The sequence below is a fragment of the Polaribacter atrinae genome, from assembly GCF_038023995.1.
Taxonomy (GTDB): domain Bacteria; phylum Bacteroidota; class Bacteroidia; order Flavobacteriales; family Flavobacteriaceae; genus Polaribacter; species Polaribacter atrinae.
In genome coordinates, this window is sequence record NZ_CP150660.1 from 1,306,021 (window position 1) to 1,327,726 (window position 21,706).

Here is a 21,706-nt window from a genome sequence, read left to right on the forward strand (position 1 = left end):
AAATTAATCTATTTCCTCAAAATCCACATATTCACCAACAGAGTTTTTACTTTGCTGTTGCTGTCCTGGAGTTTTATCGATTACTGTTTTACCTTCTGGTACAGTATTTTTTGGTTGTTCTTGTTGTTGTCCGCCACCATATTGCTGTTCTGCTTTCTTTTTAATTGTTTCTGCTGCCTTTTTTATTAAAAAAGGGGCAAATAACTTTGCTAAAAACTTAAAAGCATAATAAAAAAGAACAATAAAAAAAATTGTTTTTAATAATCCCATTCAAATATATATTTATAAAAAAATCAATCAAAAATAACAATTTGAATACAATTGGGGCGTTTACAAACTATAAAACTTTCTTAAACTCAAAAAAGTATGGTTTGCTTTTAAAAAATAGCATTTTTATCCTATGTTTGTGTAATAGAGATTTACTTCTAATAAAATAGTATCCTAATTTATGAAAAACCTTTTCCTAAAACTTTTCATTACGTTTACCGTGTGTATAATAAGCTCTACACAAGCGCAATACACAGACGTAATAAACTCAAACAAACCTGGTTTTTCAGAAAGTCCGTATAGTGTTGGGACAGGCGTTTATCAATTTGAAACGAATTTATTCTACAAAAATACCAGTATAGAGCCTACTTTTTCTATCCCAGAATCTTTTGGAGCAGATTTACTTTTTAGGACAAGTTTTTTTCTTGAAAAACTAGAATTAAATGTACAGCTAGCTTATCAGAAAGATGAAGTAACGTTTAATAACATTTTTACATCACAATACACTACCTCAGGGTTAAGTAAATTTACAATTGGTGCAAAATATTTGTTATTTCAGCCAGAATATACAGATAAGACAAAAGAAGTTAGAAGTTGGAAAAGAAGACATGCCTTTGATAAAAAAAGACTGATTCCTTCTGTTGCTTTTTATTTGGGTGTAAATACAGATGTTGTAAGTGATTTATACAAAACAGAAAGTATCTCTCCTAAATTAGGCGTTTTACTACAACAGAACATTACCGATCGATTTAATGTTATTTATAATGGATATTACGATAAAATAGGAACGGATTTCTTTGAACTCTCATACATTATTACTGCTACACAAAACTTTAACTACAATTGGTCTGGTTTTATAGAACATCAAGCAATTTTTAAAAACCCACAGAATAATATTAACTTAGGTGCGGGATTGGCTTATCTTATTAATAAAGATTTTCAAATTAACACTTCTGCGAGATTTCTAAAAGAAGGAAAATCTCAAGGTTTTTACGGCGGATTTGGAATTTCTTATAGAATAGACAGTCATCAGGATTCTTATACCGATTTAGATGATAATGGCCAAGAAATAAAAGACACACCAATAAGTAGGTATAATAAAAAACAAAACGGTTTTTTCTCTAGAATGTTTAATGTTTTCAAGAAAAAAGATAAAAAGAAACCAACCAGAAAAAGAAGTAGAAAAAGAAGCGCTACAAAAGAGAAAAAAGGAGGTTTTTTAGGATTGTTTGGCAAGAAAAAGGCCAAAGAAGAAACTGATATAGAAAAGCTAGAAAGAGAAATTAAAGAGCTAGAGAAAGAAGTCAAAGAAGAATAAAATAACAATTAGAAAAACTATTTTTGTAATATGATTACAATTAAAAAAATGACTACCAAAAAGGAAATGAAACAATTTGTAACATTTCCTTTTTCGTTATATAAAAACCATAAATACTGGGTTCCACCAATTATTAAAGACGAAATTGATAATTTTGATCCAACAAAAAACCCTGTTTTTGAAAATGCAGATGCACAATTTTTTGTTGCACTAAGAGGTGGCAAAATTGTAGGTAGAGTTATTGCAATTATCAATTGGTTTGAAGTTGAAAAACAACAAATTAAAAAAATGCGTTTTGGTTGGTTTGATGTAATTGATGACATTGAAGTAAGTAAGGCATTATTAAATAAAGTTAAAGAAGTTGGCCAAGAAAATAAACTAGAATATATAGAAGGTCCAATTGGGTTTAACAACTTAGACAAAACAGGTGTTTTAGTCGAGGGGTTTGACCATATAGGAACCATGATTACTTGGTATAATCACCCATATTACAAAGAGCATTTAGAGCAATTAGGTTTTGTAAAAGAGAAAGAATATTTAGAAAATAAATTCAAGTTTAAAAATGTAGATGGTGTTTACTTTGATAGAGTTAGTAACATTATAAAAAGACGTTTTAAATTAAAAGCATTAGATTTTACAAAGACAAAAGACATTATGCCTTATGTAGATGAAATGTTTGAAGTTTTTAGCGCTTCTTATTCTAAACTATCTTCTTTTGTACCTATTTCTGATGCTCAAATTGCTTTTTTTAAAAAGAAATACATCAGTTTTATAAACCCAGAATACATAAAGTTTGTGGTTGATGAAAATAATAAATTAGTTGCTTTTGCTATTGTAATGCCTTCTTTTTCTGAAGCTTTACAAAAAGCAAATGGAAAACTATTTCCTTTCGGAATTTTTCATTTGCTAAAAGCTAGAAAACACTCTAAAGACGTTACCTTTTATTTAATTGGTGTGCATCCAGATTATCAAAATAAAGGTGTACACGCTATTATTTTTGATCAATACACAAAAACTTTTGCACCTCTAGGGATCGAAAACTGTATTAGAACACCTGAGTTAGAAGATAATGAAGCTATTAAAAAGTTGTGGGAAAACTTTGACCCAGTAACGCATAAAAGGCGAAGAACCTATAGAAAGAGTATTCAGTAAGTTTGTTAGAAATTTTCAGTTCGTAAAATAAAAACTCTAACGAATGTCATTTCTAAATGAGCTTTTTTAGCGATTGAAAAAGCGCTATTTTAAATATTAAATTTTGACTTCATAACAATGCAACTATTTTATAATTCAGAAATTTCTACAGAAACCTCACAACTTACTTTTGATAAAATTGAGAGCAAACACATTGTACGCGTTTTACGAAAGCAAGTAAACGACATCCTTAAAATTACCAACGGAAAAGGTTTTTTGTTTGATGTAAAAATTATAATTGCAAGTGATAAAAAATGTTTGGCAGAAGTTATTCGTTTTGAAGAAAAACCAAAACCTTGGAATTATTACCTACATATTGCCATTGCGCCTACTAAATTAAATGACAGAATTGAATGGTTCTTAGAAAAAGCAACTGAAATTGGTATTGATGAAATTACACCAATTATTTGTTCTAACTCAGAACGTAGAGTGATTAAACTAGAACGTTTCGAGAAAATTATTCAGTCTGCCATGAAGCAATCTTTAAAGTTTACGCTTCCTAAATTGAATGCCCCAATAAAATTGAATGATTTTATAAAACAAGATTTAGAAGGACAGGTTTGTATTGCGCATTGCGAAGACCAAAAAGATAAAAATTTATTACAATCTGTAATAAAACCATCAGAAAGAACAACGATTTTAATTGGACCTGAAGGAGATTTTTCTACTGATGAAATAACAAAATGTTTGGCAAAAAATATGACACCAATTTCTTTAGGCGAAAGTAGATTACGCACAGAAACAGCTGCATTGGTTGCTGTAAATACTGTTTCGTTTATCAATCAGTAATTTTTACTATATTGCTTTCAATTCTCACTAAAATAATTAATGAAGCAAACTTTAGTTCTAGTATTTATTTTCCTTATTTTCTCTACAAATGCACAGGATGTTGCCATTTTAAAATACAATGGTGGTGGAGATTGGTATGCAAACCCAACTGCAATCCCTAATTTAATTGAGTTCTCAAACACAAACATTGGAACCAATATTTCTAAAAATCCGCAAGCCGTAAATATTAACAGTGAAGATCTTTTTAATTTTCCTGTTTTATTTATGACAGGACATGGAAATGTCTTCTTTTCTGATGACGATGCTAACAATTTAAGAAACTACTTAATTTCTGGCGGATTTTTACATATTTCTGACAATTACGGATTGGATAAATTTATAAGAAGAGAATTGAAGAAAGTTTTTCCGAGTCTAGAACTCAAGGAAATCCCTAACAATCATCCTATTTATAATCAAACTTTTAAATTCCCTAACGGAATCCCTAAAATTCATGAACACAATAAAAAACCTGCACAAGGTTTTGGTTTATTTCACGAAGGAAGACTGGTTGTTTTCTATGATTTTGAAACAGATTTAAGCGACGGTTGGGAAGATGAAATTATACACAACAACCCAAAAAAAGTACGAGAAAAGGCCTTAAAAATGGGGGCAAATATTCTTGAATATGCTTTTACAAACTAAAAATAGTAAGCAAAATTAAAAAATCACTTTCAAACCTCTAAAAATGCAGAATATCATAGATATAGACGATATAAAAATAAACTTTGATGAAAGTGGTTTATGGGCTTTAAACATAGCGATTGCCATTATTATGTTTGGTGTTGCTCTAGGTATTTCTGTAAAAGATTTTAAAAGACTTTTTAAAAACCCTAAAATAGTTTTTGTAGGAGTTTTATCACAATTTGTATTATTACCTGCCGCAACATTTTTAATTATTTTAATACTAAAACCTCATCCTAGTTTTGCATTAGGGATGATGATGATTGCTGCTTGCCCTGGCGGAAATGTTTCTAATTTTTTTAGTAAAATGGCTGGAGGAAATGCTGCCTTATCAGTAAGTTTAACAGCTTTTGCAACCTTAATTTGCATTGTTATGACTCCTTTGAATTTACAATTCTGGGGAAGTTTATATGAACCTACCAATCAAATTTTAAAAACGGTTTCTTTAAATCCGTATGATTTATTTAAACTCGTTTCTATCATTTTAGGAATCCCTTTAATTCTTGGAATGCTTATAAGATACTACCACCCTGAAATGGCACACAAAATTGAAAAAGTCTTAAAACCCTTATCTATGTTGGTTTTTATCGCTTTAATTTTTATTGCTTTTTCTCAAAATTTAGAGGTTTTTATACATCATATTCATCATGTATTATTCTTAGTGATTTTTCATAATATTTTTGCCAATATCTTAGGGTTTTATACCGCAAAAAGTTTTAAATTGAATAAAAAAGATTGTAAAACAATTGCCATGGAAACAGGTATACAGAACGGTGGTTTAGGCTTATTACTTATTTTTGGTTTCTTTGAAGGTTTAGGAGGAATGGCTTTATTGGCTGCTTTTTGGGGAGTTTGGGATGTCTTTTCTGGCATGGCACTAGCGACTTATTGGGGCAGAAAATCATCTTTAAAATAATTATTAAAAAACATGGAAGTTTCACAAATATGGTTTCGTCTAGTACGTTTGTACGTTAAACTCGGACTCATTTTTTACACTAAAAAAATAAAAGTAGTTGGTTTAAGAAATGTGCCCAAAAAAGGGGCTGTACTTTTTGCTATAAACCACCCAAACGGCTTGATAGATCCATTAATTGTTACAACCAACAATCCTAGAGCGAGTTATTTTTTAGTAAAAGCTGCAGCTTTTAAAAATCCTATTATAGAAAAGATACTAAATTCTTTAAACCTAATTGCCATTTATAGAATGCGAGATGGCATCGATCAGTTGGCAAAAAATCAAGAAGTTTTTAATAAATGTTATGACATTTTTAATAGAGGAAAATCTTTAATGATTTTTCCCGAAGGTAGCGATTGTAGAGACAGAACCGTAAGACCTTTAAGTAAGGGGTTTACTAGAATTGTATATGGAGCTATTGAAAAATATCCTGATTTACAGATACAAGTAGTACCTGTTGGACTTACCTATCAAAATGCGTCTCATTTTCCTTGTAAAGCAGCTTTACATTACGGAAAACCAATTGATGCCAGTAAAATTTATGCCAACAATATTCCAAGTAAATCGATAAACATTCTAAAAAATGAAGTTGTAAGTCAGTTAAAAGAACTCACTGTTCATATAGAAAAAGATGAAAACTATGCTACTACTTTAGCAAAGCTAAATGATGCTCAAGTAGATTTTACAGAAGTAAAAAAAGTACAAGAAATGATTAAGACAAATACATTTCCACCTAAAAAAGAAGGCTCTAAAAACTATTTAAAACCATTGTACTATTTAATTCTTCTAAATAGTTTGATTCATTATCTAATTTACAAAAAACAAGCAAAAAAGAATCCAGATATCGATTTTGTAGATACTTTTAGGTTTACCTACAACCTGTTTATTTTACCTGTTTTTTATGCACTCCAATCTTTTATAGTTTCGTATTTCTTTGGCAACAAAATAGGACTCTTTTATTTTACTTTTAGCTGTTTTATAATATTTATATATAGCAAGTTGTCACCAACAAATACAGAAGCTAACTCTTAAAACAAACAAATGCTGCAACCAAGTTTAGCCCTGATTGCAGCATTTGTTTGAGCTCTTTTTTATTCTTTTTCTGAATAAAAAAAGCGAGTGCGAAAAGCAGGTAATAGCTTCTAAAAAAGAATATTTTATACCGCTTAATTTATAATAGCATCTTGTATTACTTGCTGAATTATTGTACGCATATTGCTATTTACCAAACTTCTGTTTGCAGCCGTTGGATACACTCTATTAGACAAAAATACATATACAATTCCGCTTTGTGGATCTGCCCAAGTGTAAGTACCTGTAAAACCAGAATGCCCAAAACTCTCGTCTGAAACACAACCACAAGTTGCTTTTACTTTAGGGTTTAACTGCGGTTTATCGAAACCTAAACCTCTACGCACCTGCATATCAGAAAAATAACGATGGTTAAATTTATCTAAGGTTTCTGTTTTTAAATACCTTTTACCACCATAATACCCTTTCTGTAAATACATCTGCATAATTTTTGCCACATCGTTTGCATTGGCAAATAAACCTGCATGACCACCTACACCACCCAACATGGCAGCTCCCATATCATGCACATAACCTTGTACTAATTGGTTGCGGTAGTAATTGTCTTTTTCGGTAGGTATAATTTCTTCTGCTGGAAACTTTTGAAGCGGTAAATAAGTAGTTCTATTAGCTCCTAAAGATTGATAAAACTCTTCATCTACCAAGGTATTTAAAGGTTTTTGATACTCATTCTCTATGGCTTCTTGTAATAAATAATAACCTAAATCGCTGTATTTATAGCCGGCAGTTGTTCTTTGGTCTGCATCTTTAATATATTTATAAATACTGTCTTTATAACTCTTATTTATATATAAGTTTTTTGCCACGTTTAGTGAAAATCTTTCCGATTGTTTATTACTATAAAAAGCAGGTAAATTTTTATGCGTTATACTATCTTGAGTTGCCACATAAAAAGGAATCCACGCTTTTAAACGTCCGTAGTGAGAAAGAATTTCTCTAACAGAAACCGCTGCTTTATTAGAGTTTTTAAAACCTGGTAAAAGATCTTGAAGTTTTTCATTTAAAGAAATTTTCTTTTCTTCCTCTGCTTTCATCACCAAAGGTAAAGACGCTAAAATTTTGGTAAGGGAAGCCAAATCATACACGTCAGAATTTTTTACTTTTCTAGACGTATCATCTGTGTGATGCCCGTAACTTTTCTCTAAAACAATTTTACCGTGTCTTGCCACTACAACCTGAAAACCTGGTGCCATTTTTTCCTTTAAAATAATGGTAGCTAAAGAATCTATCTTTTTTAATTTGATAGAAGATAATTGAGCTGCTTCTGGTATGGTATATTCAAACCTACTTAGATTTGAGGTGAAAAAACCGCTACCTTCTAAAAAATCATTTTTAATAGAAACAGGCAACTTCCCTTTTGCTCCGAAAGCTCCAAAAATTAATTGAGCAGAAAGTTCTTGGGCCAATTTACTATTTTGGTAAGACACAATGATACCTTCTATATTTGTAAAAGATTTTACTTGTAATAAACTGTAAGGACTTGCAAAAACATCTAAAATTACATTATTCTCTCTAGATATTTCTTGCAACCAAACCAACTCTTTATTTGTAAACTTATAACTTTTCCATGGGTTTGAGTTCGATTTATGAAAACCAACTATAACCAAATTATAAGGTTTCAATTTTTTTATAAGTCCGTCTAAATTTTCACTGTAAACCTGATCTACTTGCCCATATTTTTGAAGCATCTCAATAAAAGAATATCCAGAATCGTCTCCTAATTTTACATAGGCAATTTTTCTTTCTTCTAAATTTGTAACAGATATATTGTAGTTTTTATTTTTAATAACAGTTAAAGAATTCTTTACCAACTCTCTATGTAATAATTCATCTTGAATTGAATTTAAGTCTTCATGAAGGTTTTCTAACACTACCGGTTTATAATTATTTAAACCTGCCCAATATTTTGCTCTTAATATTTTACGAACAGAAAAATTGACTCTTTCTTCCGTTAGAGTCTTCAACTCAATAGCCTTTTTAATCATGTTTACTGTAGCAGGAATCTCTTGCGGAATTAACAATAAATCATTCCCTGCCTGTATGGCAGCCAAATTAATTTCTGCAGAAGTTGCATAATTTGCAGCACCTTTCATATTTAAACCATCGGTAATAACCAAACCTAAAAAACCTAATTTTTGCTGTAATAAATTAGTCACCACATTTTTAGACAAAGAAGTAGGTAATCTACTATCTGGCTCTAAACTCGCAATACTTAAATGTGCCGTCATAACACTTGCCATACCAGCATCAAACACCCTTTTATACGGATACAATTCAACAGAATCTAAACGCGCCAAATCAAAATTTAAAACGGGTAATGTATGGTGAGAATCTGTTGCGGTATCTCCATGCCCAGGAAAATGTTTTGCATTTGCCAAAACTCCTTGACTTTGCATACCTTTTGTAAACGCAATTGCTTTTTGGGTTACGTTTTCTTTATCTTCACCAAAAGACCTATTTCCAATAATTGGGTTTTCTGGGTTGGTATTAATATCTACAACTGGCGCAAAGTTTACATGAATTCCCAATCGCTTACAATGCATTCCCAAATGCTTACCGAATTCAGTAATTAAAGAATCTTTTTTAATAGCTCCCAAAGTCATGTTCCAAGGAAATCTATAGGTATCTTTTAAACGCATGTCTAAGCCCCACTCTCCATCAAAACCAATTAATAAAGGCACTTTTGCCGCATCTTGAAATGTATTAGTAAGTACTGCTTGTTTTTTTGGAGTTCCTTGCATAAAAATTAAATTACCCACATGATATTTTTGAATCATATTTGTAATATAATCTTCGTGTTTTTTGTCTTTGTTAGAATAAGCTTGGATCATAAAAAGCTGACCAATTTTTTCATCAATAGACATATTTTTTAGAATACTATCTACCCAAATATCTTGCGCCTCTGCATCTTTTGTTCTTAAAGGATCTACACTTTGACCAGATAAATTAAAAATAAAACTTATAAAAACGATTATTAATAACTCTTTCTTCATATTATTTTTGGACATATTTTTTGGGCGTTTTAACAGGCTTTCGCTACTCGCTTTTTTTAAGTTTCAGTTCGTGTAATTACCACGAACTGAAACTTAAAAAAGAGCTTAAACAGACCGCTCTATCCTTAACGCCACAATTTGCTAACTGAATTCAATAATTTTAATACAATTTTTACACCAAAAAACGTTTGTGCCAACTATCTTTTGCGGGAATTTCCCAATTGTTTTCAAAGTCTTCTTTGGTGTCTACCATATTGTTAAACACAATTGTTTCTGCAGTTACTTTTTGCTCTTTTGCAAACTTCTGAAAATCAAACAACTTTACTAAGTTAATATTGTCATTATCTTTAAAAGTAACATTCATTTTGTCCATTAAATCTAATTGTAATTCGTTTTCTAATTCTTTAATAAAACGAACCGAACTATCTATAGAACAACCAGAAACATTGTTAAAACTTTCATCTACTGCCAACACCAAAAACTGATTGTATTTGATAATAAAAGAGCCTTTTAAATCGTCACCATGACGCGTCCATTGGTTAATAAAGTCTTCTGCTTTTTCTGAAATAAAGTTTATTTCATTCTCTGTAAATTCTCTATCTGCTTGGTATATCCAAACACGAGAATTGTTTGGTAAATTTTTATATTCTGTAAACATTTTTTTCTAGATTATGTGATTACTAGATTGTTGGATTTCTGTCTAAAAACCGAACCTTCTAATTACCTATCTTAAATTAAATTTCTGCTGTAAAGCCTCTAACTTTTCTTTATCAGACATTTGCTTTTTAGGCGCAGACATTCTTTCTTTTATTTCTTTTAAAACCTTTTTAGTATACAAAGGAAAGTCTGCATTTTGCATCCAGTTATTATACCCTGGGTTTTCTGTAAACACCTCTTCTACTGTTCTACCTTTATATTTTCCGAAAGAAAAAACTTCTTGTTTTTTGTCATTCATCAAAATAAAACCTGCAAAATCTGCTCTTTCTCCGTGCGTAGAGTATTCACTTAACGCATCTACAGTGTTTTCAATATCTGTATATTTATCTAATTGCGCTAACAAAATTTCGTACGTAGCATTGGTATCTGCTTCTGCTCCGTGTGCACCTTCTAATTCTTTACCACAGTAAAATTGATAACCAGCACTTAACGTTCTTTGTTCTTTTTTATGAAAAATAACCTGCACATCAATTGCCTTTCTATTTTTCATATCAAAATCGATACCAGCTCGCATTAATTCTTCCGCTAAAAGCGGGATATCAAAACGATTAGAATTAAAACCTGCCAAATCAGAATCTGCAATCATTTCATTAATTTTTGGTGCTAATTCTTTAAAAGTTGGTTCTGAAGCTACTTTTTCATTGGTAATTCCATGTACATCTATAGAACCTTGTGGAATTTCCATTTCTGGATTTACCAACCACGTTTTACTTTCTTTATTCCCATTTGGAAATACTTTTAAAATGGCTATTTCAACTACTTTATCTGTTGCAATATTTACTCCTGTTGTTTCTAAATCGAAAAATACGATTGGTTTTGTTAAATTTAAATTCATCTATTTTGTTTGACTTCTCAACTCCCTCGAGGAAACATAATTGTCACATCGAGTGCAGACGAGAACTATTCGTTATTTAATTGTGCTTTAAATGCTGCTACTTGATCCTGAATTTTTGCAGGCAATGTAGGCTCTTTAAAATTATATTTTTTTAACTCTTCTAATACAATATCCGCTAAAAGGAATCTTGCTGTTGGTTTATCATCTGCAGGAATTACATACCAAGGTGCGTTCTCTTTTGAAGTTCTGTTTAACAAATCTTCATAACAAAACTGATACTTGTCCCAAAGTTTACGTTCTTTTAAATCACCAGCAGAAAATTTCCAATTTTTAGCAGGCAAATTCAATCTACGTAACAACCTGTTTTTTTGTTCTTCTTTAGATAAATTTAAAAAGAATTTTAAAACAATGGTTCCACTGTCAACAATATGTTTTTCAAAATCATTAATTCTGTCCATTCTATTATGGTAGAATTCATCATTTATATCTTCTAACGTGTTTATTGTTGGAATATTCTCTCCAAAAACATAGTTTGGATGCACTCTTGTAACCAACACGTTTTCATAATGCGTTCTATTAAAAACACCAATTTTTCCTTTTGCAGGTAATGCAATATAATGGCGCCACAAAAAATCGTGTTTCAACTCTAACTCTGTTGGTACCTTAAAACTATGCACCTCTACTCCACGTGCATTTACATCTTTAAAAACCTCTCTAATTAAGCTGTCTTTACCAGAAGTATCCATTCCTTGTAAGCAAATTAACATACTATATTTGCCTTCAGCATACATCGTATCTTGAATTTTACTTAACTTTTTTCTAATTTTCTTAAGTTTTTTCTCTGCCTTTTCAATGACCTCTTTGGTATTAAAATCAGCAAGTTGAATGTTACTTTTTACCTTATATTTATCTTTGTCTAGCATCCTTTCAAATATTTTTTAAAGATAGATAAATTAGTGATTTTTACCTTTATTTTCATAACATTTTATGAGAATAATATCCACAAGACAATCCTTATTTAAAATTATAAAAAATAAAATATGTAAATCATAATTTTAGCATAAAGTTATTTATTTATTAACCTTTAAATTTTGTTATTTTTGCCAAATGGTAAAAGAAATTCAACTTCGAGTAAATTTAATAGAAGAACGTAAAGAAAACATCTTATTATACAAAGCTTCTAAACAATTAGGGCTTGATAAAAGTGAAATTTCTGCCGTTAAAGTACTTCGTAAATCTATAGATGCTCGTAAAAAAGACATCATATTTAATTACAAAGTAGCGGTTTACATCAACGAAAAAGTACCAGAGAAATCTGATTATATTTTTGAGTACAAAGATGTTTCTAATGCCAAAGAAATACATATTATTGGTTTTGGACCTGCAGGAATGTACGCGGCTTTACGTTGTATAGAATTAGGTTATAAACCTGTAGTTCTAGAACGTGGAAAAAATGTACAAGATAGAAGAAGAGATTTAAAAGCAATTAATCAAGATCATTTTGTAAACGAAGATTCTAATTATTGTTTTGGTGAAGGTGGCGCAGGAACCTATTCTGATGGTAAACTCTACACACGTTCTCTAAAACGTGGTGATGTTCGTAGAATTTTTGAAAACTTAGTTTTTCATGGAGCTACAGAACAAATTTTGGTAGATGCGCATCCACATATAGGAACCAATAAATTACCAAAAATTATAGAGAATGTTCGTGAGAACATTTTAAAATATGGAGGCGAAATTCATTTTGAAACTCGTGTTACAGATTTTACGGTAAAGAATAATAAATTACAAGCTATTCATTTAAAGAATGGAACCGAAATGGCTGTAAATTCAGTTATTTTGGCAACCGGACATTCTGCAAGAGATATTTACGAATTGCTACACAAAAAAGAAATTGCTTTAAAAGCAAAATCTTTTGCTATGGGAGTTCGTGTAGAACATCCGCAAGAAATTATAGACCAGATTCAATATCATTGTTCGGGAGAAAGAGACGAGCTTTTACCTGCTGCTGCTTATAGTTTGGTACATCAAGTAAATAATAGAGGGGTTTATTCTTTTTGTATGTGTCCTGGTGGATTTATTGTACCTGCGGCTACTGCCAATGGAGAGGTTGTTGTAAACGGAATGTCTCCTTCTCGTAGAAATAACCGATTTGCAAATTCGGGAATTGTTGTTGAATTAGATATTGATAAAGATTTTAAAAAATATGAGGAATTTGGTCCTTTAAAAGGATTAGAGTTTCAAAAAGATTTAGAAAAAATAGCGTTTTTTGCAGGCGGAAGAACACAAACTGCACCTGCACAAAGATTGGTAGATTTTGTTGATGGTAGACTTTCTAACGATTTAAATGATTGTTCGTATCAACCAGGTTTAAAATCGGCGCCTTTACATTCTTTATTACCAAAAATTATTGGTGGTAGACTGCGAAAAGGTTTTGCTGCATTCGGACAAAAAATGCATGGTTATTATACCAATGAAGCAAATGTTATTGGTGTAGAATCTAGAACTTCATCACCGGTAAACATCCCTAGAAAAGAAAATTTAGAACATACCGAAATAGAAGGTTTGTATCCTTGTGGAGAAGGTGGTGGTTATGCTGGCGGAATTGTTTCTGCAGCCATGGATGGAGAGCGTTGTGCAGAAGCTGCCATTGCAAAATTGTAGTCTAAAAACTGGCTTCAGAAATTTACAACAAGAATTAGTATTTTAAGTTCATAATTCATTATACATTTTTTATCAAAAATAATTAAAGTTTACATTTTGTAAATCCTTTAAAAAACAAAAATACCTCGAAGCAATGCCTCGAGGTATTTTTATTTCATTTTGACATAAACATCAAAAATCTATTTTATACTTCCGCTATTGCGGGAATATTTATTTCTTTAAACTTGTAAAGTAATCGAAAATTTCAGGAACATTTCCGCTTCCCATATCAGCTGCAACAGCTGCTTTAAGGTTTTCTGAAGTAGCTTCTGCTATTTTAGAAGTAGTACCTAAATCATTCATCATCTGAACAAAATATCCTAAATCTTTATTTGCATTTGCTATAGAAAAACCTAAATCACTTACGTTATCTACTGCGTAATTTTTACAGAATTTCATAAATGGAGAGTTCGACGGTCCAGAAGACATAATGTCAAACAATTGCTGAGTATCTACACCTGCAAGTTTTGCTGCTGCAAAAGCCTGAGACATAGCAACAACAGTAGTCATCCCCATAAAGTTGTTAATCAACTTAGTTGTATGACCTGCTCCTAAAGCACCTAAGTAAAATACATTTTCTCCTTGCTCGTCTAAAACTGGTTTTACTTTATCAAAAGTAGCTTTCTCACCAGCTGCCATAATATTAAGTAATCCGTCTTTAGCATGTGCTGGTGTACGACCAAGAGGCGCATCTATCATACCTGCTCCTTTACTTGCAAGATCTTTACCAATCTTAATAGTAGACGCAGGAATTGAAGTTCCGAAATCAATTAAAACAGCACCTTCTTTGATACCTGCTAAAATTCCTTCTTCTCCATAAACGATCTTTTCAACCACAGCAGATGTCGTTAAACAGAACATTATAATATCACTTTTTTCTGCTAATTCCTTAGGAGAGTTAGCTACGGTAGCATTACCACGAGCCACTACAGTTGCAACCTCTTCTTTATTAAGGTCCATTACTGTTAACTCATAACCTCTTTTTTTGCAGATTTTCAACCATGTTACCACCCATAAGGCCAAGTCCGATAAATCCGATAGTAGGTTTTTTCATATTAATTCTTATATTTATTATTAGAAGTGCAAAGATATGCATCTATTACCACCTATAAAATATCTTTTTAGGTTAACTATTTTTTTACTTCAGAAAACGTGCTCTATTAATAAAACAGAAAATAAGCTAAAGAAACATCTTTATCAATAGTATAAAAACAAATTTTGTTTTTATAAAAAGAAAAGCAATCTCAAGAAAAATTTTATTATTTTTTTCTTAATTATATATATTACCTATTTATATGTACAATAAAAGGACAAAAATTTATTTAATTTTTAAAAACCATATCTTTAGATTTATTATTTGATAATTCTTTATATTTTTTTTCATTTTATATAGATATCGAATAACTATCACTAATTTTACAGCTGTTTAAAATAATATATGAAAATAACTATTGGTCGTGTTGATAAAGCAGATTTTCCGGAACTTCATTTACAAGACATTGATTTAAAAATTGATTCAGGTGCTTACACATCATCAATACATTGTTCTAACATTGAAGAAATCACTATAGATAATAAAAACTTTATTAGGTTTAAATTATTAGATCCAGAGCATTCATTTTATAACAACAAAGAATTTACTACCAAAAATTATGCTTCTAAATTTGTAAAAAGTTCCAATGGAATTTCAGAACAAAGATTTTTAATTGAAACTGAAATTGTAATTTTTAATAAAACTTTTCCAATTCATTTAACATTAAGTGAACGTAAAGACATGAAGTTTCCTATATTGCTTGGAAGAAAATTTCTAAATAAAAAATTTGTGATAGACACCTCAAAGACAAACCTATCACACAAATTAAAAAATAACATATAATGAGAATCGTAATTCTGTCTAGGAATCCTAAATTGTATTCTACAAGAAGATTAGTTGAAGCTGCCACCAAAAGAAAGCATGAAGTAATTGTTGTAGATCATTTAAAATGTAACATTGAGATTGAAAAAAGGTCTCCAAAAATATTTTATAAAGGAGAATATTTAGAGAATATTGATGCCATTATACCAAGAATTGGTGCTTCTGTAACTTTTTACGGAACAGCTGTTATTAGACAGTTTGAAATGATGAAAGTATTTTCTGCTGTTTCTTCACAAGCCTTAGTAAAGTCTAGAGATAAATTAAGTAGTTTACAAATTTTAGCAAGAGCAGGTGTTGGATTACCAAAAACGGTTTTCACAAACTATACAAAAGACGTAGAACACGTAGTAGAATCTGTTGGTGGAGCTCCTTTAATTTTAAAATTATTAGAAGGAACACAAGGTTTAGGTGTTGTATTAGCAGAAACTAAAAATGCAGCAACTTCTGTTTTAGAAGCTTTTAATGGTTTAGGTGCAAGAGTAATTGCGCAAGAATTTATTAAAGAAGCTGGTGGTGCAGATATTAGAGCCTTTGTAGTTGATGGTAAAGTAATTGGAGCCATGAAACGTCAAGGTAAAGAAGGAGAATTCCGTTCTAACTTACACAGAGGTGGTAATGCTACAGTTATAGAATTAACAGACGAAGAAGAAAAAACTGCTTTAAAAGCAACAAAAGCGTTAGGCTTAGGTGTTGCTGGTGTAGATATGTTACAATCCTCTAAAGGACCTTTGGTTTTAGAAGTAAACTCTTCTCCTGGTTTAGAAGGTATTGAGGTTGCAACAGGAAAAAACATTGCCAAAGAAATCATTCGTTATTTAGAAATTCATGTCGAATAAACCATTTGTTCTTTTAGGAAAAGTAATTCCTTTAGGAAAGCGTACCGTTTTAGATTTAGAAGTAGCAAAATTACATACAAGAACTACTGTTAAGGTTCCTATAATTATAGAACGTTCCAATAATCCTGGACCTGTTGTTTTATTGCTTGCAGGTATTCATGGTGATGAAACAAATGGAGTAGGAATTATTAGAGAAATCATTAATTTAAAAATTAATAAACCAAAAACCGGAACCATTATTTGTATTCCTGTTTTTAATATTTTCGGCTATTTAATTCAAACTAGAGAGTTTCCTGACGGACGTGATTTAAATAGAATGTTTCCTGGTTCTGCAGGAGGCTCATTAGCTAGTCAATTTGCATATCAATTTACTAAAGAAATTGCTCCGATTGTAGATTACGTTATCGATTTTCATACAGGTGGTGGAGATCGCGATAATATTGCACAAATAAGATGTAGTAAAGAAGATGAAAAAGCATTAGAATTGGCTAAGGTTTTTAACCCTCCAATGATTGTTTTTTCTGAAAATATTACTAAATCCCTAAGAGATACATTACATAAAATGGGTAAAACCGTTTTACTTTTCGAAGGGGGAAAATCAAAAGAACTAAGTCCTACAATTATTAACGAAGGTGTAAACGGAACTAAAAATGTATTAATCCGTTTAGGCTTAATTGAAGGAGACATTACCGTAAAAGCAACACCCGTTTTTGTGCATAAAGCAAAATGGATAAGATCTTCTGATTCTGGAATGTTTAAAATTAGAGTTGCCAACGGAAGTTTTGTGAAAAAAAGAGAAGTTTTAGGTGTTATTCAAGATCCTTTTGGGGAGTTTAAAAAGAAAATTTATGCACCATTTGATTGTCATATTTTCTGTATTAATAAAACACCAATTGTAAATAAAGGTGATGCTTTGTTTCATGTAAGTGTAGAAGAATAATCCTTAGAAATCTAGTTTACAATAAGATTAACTAAATAATAAATTTAAAACCATTTCAATTTTATTGAAGTGGTTTCTTTTTTTAAAAAGGCTGTATATTAGAGCAAAATTTTGAATAAATGTTATCAAAGCCCCTTTCGAGTATTAAAGACCATAAAATTATGAAAAAAACGACACTCCTTTTTTTATTTATCACGTTATCACTTTCTGCTCAAACAGACCAAAGAATTTACGATATTATAAATACTATTTCTGCGGATAGCATTAAAGCAGATATAAAAACATTAACCGAGTTTGGCACAAGAAATACTTTTTCTGATACAATTTCTTCCACTCATGGAATTGGCGCAGCAAGACGTTGGATAAAATCTGAATTTGATGCAATTTCTAACAATTGCAATAATTGTATAAGCACTTTTTATCAAAAGGATTTTGTTACTAAAGAGGGCAATAGAAGAGTTCCTCATGATGCTTGGATAGTAAATGTTGTAGCGATTCAAAAAGGAACAAAATACCCAAACAGCTATATTATTATGAGTGGAGATATTGATTCTCGTGCAAGTGATACAATGGATTTTACAACAGACGCTCCTGGTGCAAATGACAATGCTTCTGGAATGGCAGGTACTATAGAAGCTGCAAGAGTGTTAAGTAAATATCAATTTGAAAGCAGTATTGTTTATGTTGGTCTTTCTGGTGAAGAACAAGGTTTGTTTGGTGGAGCAGGTTTGGCAAAATATGCAAAAGAAAAAGATTGGGATATTATTGGCGTTTTAAACAACGATATGATTGGAAATATAAAAGGGGTAGATGGTGTAATTGACAATCGTAGTTTTAGAATTTTCTCGGAACCGGTACCTGCTAATGAAACTGAAACCCAACGTAAAATGCGCAGGTTTTATGGTGGTGAAGTAGATGGAATTTCTAGACAATTGGCAAGGTATATTCACAAAAATGTAAAAACCTATATGCCAGAAATGAATCCGATGATGATTTATAGATTGGATAGATTTGGACGTGGAGGACATCACAGACCTTTTAATGATTTAGGTTTTGCTGGTATTAGAATTATGGAAGCACATGAAAACTACACGCAACAACATCAAGATATTAGAACTGAAAACGGTATAAAATACGGGGATACTTTTGAGCATGTGAATTTTGAGTATGCAAAAAAATTGACTGCAGTAAACGCCATTACAATGGCCAATTTAGCATGGGCTCCAGAAGCTCCAAAAGAAGTAGCTATTGGTGGTATTGTAGAAGCTTCTGTAAAATTAAAATGGAATAAAGTAGCTGGTGCAAAAGGTTATAAAATTTATTGGCGTGATACCACTTCCCCTACTTGGGATCATTCTAGATATGTAGAAACTACCGAGTTTACTTTAGATGGAATTGTGATAGATAATTTCTTTTTTGGTATTGCTGCTATTGGAGAGAATGGACACGAAAGTGTAGTTATTTTTCCGAATAAAATTTTAAGATAATAAATATGAAAACAATAATTAAAAGTCTTTTTACCCTTAGTTTTATCTTTTTACTTTTTAGCTGTACAAAAGATAAAAAGAATGAAGTTTTAGTATTAGGAACGATACATGGTAGTCATTTAACTTCAGAAGAATATTCTATAGAAAAACTAACAAAACTAATTCAAGAAATTAAACCCGATCTTATTTTAACTGAAATTCCGCCAAATAGATTTAAAGAAGCGATGGAAGGTTTTAAAAGAGACGATTCTATTTCTGAACCTAGAGTTTTACGTTTTCCTGAATATACAGAAGTAATTTTTCCGTTATCTAAAACGATGGATTTTGAAATTATACCAACTGCTGGTTGGTCTGCTTCTATGGCAAAAGATAGACAACAAAAATTAAGAGCCATTAGCAGAGATACTTTACGAAAATCTGATTGGAAACAATATAGAGACGCAAATAGAAAATCTGATTCTATTATGACTCTTACAGGTAACAGAAATGACCCTTATTTTATACACACCAATACGTATGATAGTATTTCTAATATTGGATTAGGAGCTTACAACAGACTTTTTAATGAAGAATTAGGTCTTGGTGGTTGGAACAATATTAATATTGCACATTATTGGAATATTGAAAAAGTTTTACAGAAATATAAGCATAAAATAAACGTATTTTAATTACTTATGGTGCCGGACACAAAGCTTGGTTTTTAAAAGAATTAAGAAAACGTGATGATATAACGTTATTAGAATTAAAGCCTTTTTTAGATGAATTAAAATAATTGAATAAATTATACTCTGCTAAAATCTAAAATTTCTTTTTCAGTTATTATTGGGTTTGCTCCTTCTTTTTCTGCAACCAATGCTCCTACTGCACAAGCAAAATCAATTGCTTTTTGTGGTGATGCACCATTTATTAATTTACTTATTAATGATGCTAAAAAAGAATCTCCAGATCCAACAGTATCTTTTACTTTTATTTGATAGCCACTATTATAATACAACTGATGATTATATAATAAAACAGCACCATGTTCTCCTTTGGTAACACATATATGTGCTGTTTTAGTTTTTTCTGCTATAAAGTGTATGTTTTGCTCTAAATTATGAAATGGAGAGCCTAAAAAAGCACTTATCTCATACAATTCGTCATCATTAAATTTTATAAAATCAGCTTTACACATTAAATCAATAAGAATTTCATTGTTATAAAAAGGCGCTCTTAAATTCACATCAAAAACAGCATATTTAGCCAATTCTAATAGTTGGTAAAGTGTATTCTTAGAAACATCGTCTCTTGTAATTAAACTTCCAAAAACAAAAGCATCAGCTTGTTTTACCAATTCTGATGATTTTGCTGTAAATGGAATTTTATCCCACGCTTTTGGATGCACTATTTTATAAGTTGCTGCACCCTTTTCGTTTAAGGACACAGCAACTTCCCCAGTTGTAAACTCTTCTAAAACTTCTACAGCTTCAGCGTTTATTTTTAAGTCATTGATGTATTTCAAAATCGTTTTACCTAAAACATCATTACCAACAGCACTAATCATGGCAACATCATTGTTAAAAGATTTTAAACGAACGGCAACATTTAAAGGGGCTCCTCCTATTTTTTTATGAGTAGGAAAAACATCCCATAAAACTTCACCAAAACATACAATTTTAGACATACATAGATTTTAATAAATATTAGACTCAGAAGTTCTTTGACTAATAGAGCTAGAAAAAATAGCTAGCATTCTTTTAGCAATTCCCGTCCAACCAAAATTACGACGCGCAAAACGAGCCCCTTCTACAGACATTTCATTTCTTAATTTTGGATATAAAAGAGGCATTGCCATCATTGCTCCAAATTCTTTTGGTCTGTGTGGATCTGCAAATAAACCTTGATTTCCAAAGTCAATTAAATCATATAAACCTCCGTGAACAGTTATTACACTTGGTGTTCCGCAAGCCATTGCCTCAATAGCAACCATGCCAAAAGGTTCATATCTAGAAGGCATTACAAAAACACTTGCAGATCTATATACGTTTGCTAAATCTTCATCAGCAATGTAATTTTTCCACTTAATTTTATCCATTACTCCCAATTCTTGGGCTAATTCTTTTAACTTCTCTATTCCGTCTCTATCTTGTTGCGAATCTCCTCCAATTGCCGCAACTAATCTCGCTTCCGGACACAACTCAAAAACAGTAGGTAAAGCGTGCAATAACAAATCATAGCCTTTATTATGCGCCATTCTACCCAACGCTAAAATATCGGTTGGCTTGATATCATATTTTAATCGAATTTTATCATTCTCTTTAGACGGAACAGGGAAAAACCTATTTTCATCAATTCCGGGAGGAATCATGCTACAATTTCGAGACAACACATCATATTGCTGTACTAATAAATCTACTTGAGGAAGCGTGGTAGCAATGACAAAATTACACATCTGATACACAAAATATTCTTTTCTGATACGCTCTTTAAATCGATAAGTTTTCTCCATCTCTTTCTCATCCATATCACTTCCCATAGAGTGCTGTTTCCACCAACCTAAAGAGTGTGGTGTATGTACATGACAAATTCCTAATTCTTCTGCAATTTTTTGTCCTGCCCAACCTGCATCCCAATAATGAGAATACACCACATCATATTTCTTGTTTTCTTTTTTTATCGCAGCCAATGTATTGGTCACAAATTTTTTAAGATGATCGTGCATATCTTCTTTTCTGATGAATTTTTTACCTCCAAAAGGGATTCTCCACACATTAAAATTATCATCTACGTGGTCATATTCTGGTTGATCTTCAAACTGCCGTGTTACCAAATCTACACGTTTTCCTAATCGACTAAATCTATCTGCTAATTCTAATACATATACTACTTGACCTCCTGTATCTGGTTTTCCTAATTCAGCATTTGCTCCAACATATCCGTGTAAAGAGATCATTAATATTGATTTCATA

21 protein-coding genes are annotated in these 21,706 nt (G+C 31.2%); 12 read left to right on the forward strand and 9 right to left on the reverse strand.

Translation table 11 applies throughout. The annotated features are described in order from the left end of the window. Window positions 1-3: 3 nt before the first annotated feature. On the reverse strand, window positions 4-270 hold the full coding sequence (locus WG945_RS05725) for a DUF4834 family protein (protein WP_068450745.1): 267 nt from the start codon (window positions 268-270) through the stop codon (window positions 4-6). Between the two features lie 178 nt (window positions 271-448). Between WG945_RS05725 and WG945_RS05730 the strand changes: the two genes are divergently transcribed. The 6 genes from WG945_RS05730 to WG945_RS05755 all read left to right on the forward strand — a co-directional run bounded on the left by WG945_RS05730 (window position 449) and on the right by WG945_RS05755 (window position 6,272). Then, the gene (locus tag WG945_RS05730; RefSeq protein WP_082864260.1) at window positions 449-1,585 is read left to right on the forward strand and encodes a transporter; all 1,137 of its coding nucleotides are present in this window, start codon (window positions 449-451) and stop codon (window positions 1,583-1,585) included. A gap of 30 nt (window positions 1,586-1,615) precedes the next feature. Then, window positions 1,616-2,737, forward strand: a complete 1,122-nt coding sequence (locus WG945_RS05735) for a GTP cyclohydrolase (protein ID WP_068450737.1) — start codon at window positions 1,616-1,618, stop codon at window positions 2,735-2,737. 117 nt (window positions 2,738-2,854) lie between these two features. After that, window positions 2,855-3,565, forward strand: coding sequence for a 16S rRNA (uracil(1498)-N(3))-methyltransferase (locus tag WG945_RS05740; RefSeq protein ID WP_068450735.1), 711 nt, complete (start codon window positions 2,855-2,857; stop codon window positions 3,563-3,565). 39 nt (window positions 3,566-3,604) lie between these two features. Further along, entirely contained in the window at window positions 3,605-4,246 is a 642-nt protein-coding gene (locus WG945_RS05745; protein WP_068450732.1) for a DUF4159 domain-containing protein, read from the forward strand. Between the two features lie 43 nt (window positions 4,247-4,289). Next, window positions 4,290-5,201 carry a bile acid:sodium symporter family protein gene (locus tag WG945_RS05750; RefSeq protein ID WP_068450729.1) on the forward strand — a complete coding sequence of 304 codons (912 nt, stop codon included), beginning with the start codon at window positions 4,290-4,292 and terminating at the stop codon, window positions 5,199-5,201. 12 nt (window positions 5,202-5,213) lie between these two features. Beyond that, complete coding sequence (locus tag WG945_RS05755) at window positions 5,214-6,272, forward strand: 1-acyl-sn-glycerol-3-phosphate acyltransferase (protein WP_068450728.1); 1,059 nt, start codon at window positions 5,214-5,216, stop codon at window positions 6,270-6,272. 134 nt (window positions 6,273-6,406) lie between these two features. Here the strand turns inward: WG945_RS05755 and WG945_RS05760 are convergent, their stop codons facing one another. From WG945_RS05760 to WG945_RS05775, 4 genes are all read right to left on the reverse strand, one after another. Beyond that, entirely contained in the window at window positions 6,407-9,325 is a 2,919-nt protein-coding gene (locus WG945_RS05760) for a glycoside hydrolase family 3 N-terminal domain-containing protein (RefSeq protein ID WP_068450898.1), read from the reverse strand. Between the two features lie 172 nt (window positions 9,326-9,497). Beyond that, window positions 9,498-9,983 (reverse strand): ABC transporter ATPase, encoded by a 486-nt coding sequence (locus WG945_RS05765; RefSeq protein ID WP_068450727.1) that lies wholly within the window; start codon window positions 9,981-9,983, stop codon window positions 9,498-9,500. 66 nt (window positions 9,984-10,049) lie between these two features. After that, the gene (locus WG945_RS05770) at window positions 10,050-10,877 is read right to left on the reverse strand and encodes a 3'-5' exonuclease (protein WP_068450725.1); all 828 of its coding nucleotides are present in this window, start codon (window positions 10,875-10,877) and stop codon (window positions 10,050-10,052) included. Window positions 10,878-10,942: 65 nt separating this feature from the next. Next, a complete protein-coding gene (locus tag WG945_RS05775; protein WP_068450723.1) occupies window positions 10,943-11,800 on the reverse strand; it encodes a PPK2 family polyphosphate kinase in 858 nt (285 codons plus the stop codon). Window positions 11,801-11,984: 184 nt separating this feature from the next. Between WG945_RS05775 and WG945_RS05780 the strand changes: the two genes are divergently transcribed. Next, on the forward strand, window positions 11,985-13,541 hold the full coding sequence (locus WG945_RS05780; protein WP_068450721.1) for an NAD(P)/FAD-dependent oxidoreductase: 1,557 nt from the start codon (window positions 11,985-11,987) through the stop codon (window positions 13,539-13,541). 210 nt (window positions 13,542-13,751) lie between these two features. Here WG945_RS05780 and WG945_RS05785 read toward each other — a convergent pair whose 3' ends face one another. Together WG945_RS05785 and WG945_RS17735 are read right to left on the reverse strand one after the other, a co-directional pair. Next, window positions 13,752-14,579: an NAD(P)-dependent oxidoreductase gene (locus tag WG945_RS05785; protein ID WP_197482097.1), complete on the reverse strand. Its 828-nt coding sequence runs from the start codon at window positions 14,577-14,579 to the stop codon at window positions 13,752-13,754. After that, complete coding sequence (locus tag WG945_RS17735) at window positions 14,551-14,676, reverse strand: NAD(P)-binding domain-containing protein (protein ID WP_197482096.1); 126 nt, start codon at window positions 14,674-14,676, stop codon at window positions 14,551-14,553. The genes WG945_RS05785 and WG945_RS17735 overlap by 29 nt, the downstream gene beginning before the upstream one ends. Window positions 14,677-15,018: 342 nt before the next feature. Here WG945_RS17735 and WG945_RS05790 point away from each other — a divergent pair, with 342 nt between their 5' ends. The 5 genes from WG945_RS05790 (at window position 15,019) to WG945_RS05810 (ending at window position 19,426) form a co-directional block, all read left to right on the forward strand. Further along, window positions 15,019-15,456, forward strand: coding sequence for an ATP-dependent zinc protease (locus WG945_RS05790; RefSeq protein WP_068450718.1), 438 nt, complete (start codon window positions 15,019-15,021; stop codon window positions 15,454-15,456). Next, the gene (gene rimK, locus WG945_RS05795) at window positions 15,456-16,331 is read left to right on the forward strand and encodes a 30S ribosomal protein S6--L-glutamate ligase (RefSeq protein WP_068450715.1); all 876 of its coding nucleotides are present in this window, start codon (window positions 15,456-15,458) and stop codon (window positions 16,329-16,331) included. The genes WG945_RS05790 and rimK overlap by 1 nt, the downstream gene beginning before the upstream one ends. After that, window positions 16,321-17,271 carry a succinylglutamate desuccinylase/aspartoacylase family protein gene (locus tag WG945_RS05800; protein WP_068450713.1) on the forward strand — a complete coding sequence of 317 codons (951 nt, stop codon included), beginning with the start codon at window positions 16,321-16,323 and terminating at the stop codon, window positions 17,269-17,271. The genes rimK and WG945_RS05800 overlap by 11 nt, the downstream gene beginning before the upstream one ends. 161 nt (window positions 17,272-17,432) lie before the next feature. Then, window positions 17,433-18,758, forward strand: a complete 1,326-nt coding sequence (locus WG945_RS05805; protein WP_068450710.1) for a M28 family peptidase — start codon at window positions 17,433-17,435, stop codon at window positions 18,756-18,758. Between the two features lie 5 nt (window positions 18,759-18,763). After that, the gene (locus tag WG945_RS05810) at window positions 18,764-19,426 is read left to right on the forward strand and encodes a hypothetical protein (protein WP_068450707.1); all 663 of its coding nucleotides are present in this window, start codon (window positions 18,764-18,766) and stop codon (window positions 19,424-19,426) included. Between the two features lie 113 nt (window positions 19,427-19,539). Here WG945_RS05810 and WG945_RS05815 read toward each other — a convergent pair whose 3' ends face one another. Together WG945_RS05815 and WG945_RS05820 are read right to left on the reverse strand one after the other, a co-directional pair. After that, complete coding sequence (locus tag WG945_RS05815) at window positions 19,540-20,421, reverse strand: carbohydrate kinase family protein (protein ID WP_068450705.1); 882 nt, start codon at window positions 20,419-20,421, stop codon at window positions 19,540-19,542. A 9-nt stretch (window positions 20,422-20,430) separates the two neighbouring features. Then, entirely contained in the window at window positions 20,431-21,705 is a 1,275-nt protein-coding gene (locus tag WG945_RS05820; protein ID WP_068450703.1) for a glycosyltransferase, read from the reverse strand. Window position 21,706: the final 1 nt, after the last annotated feature.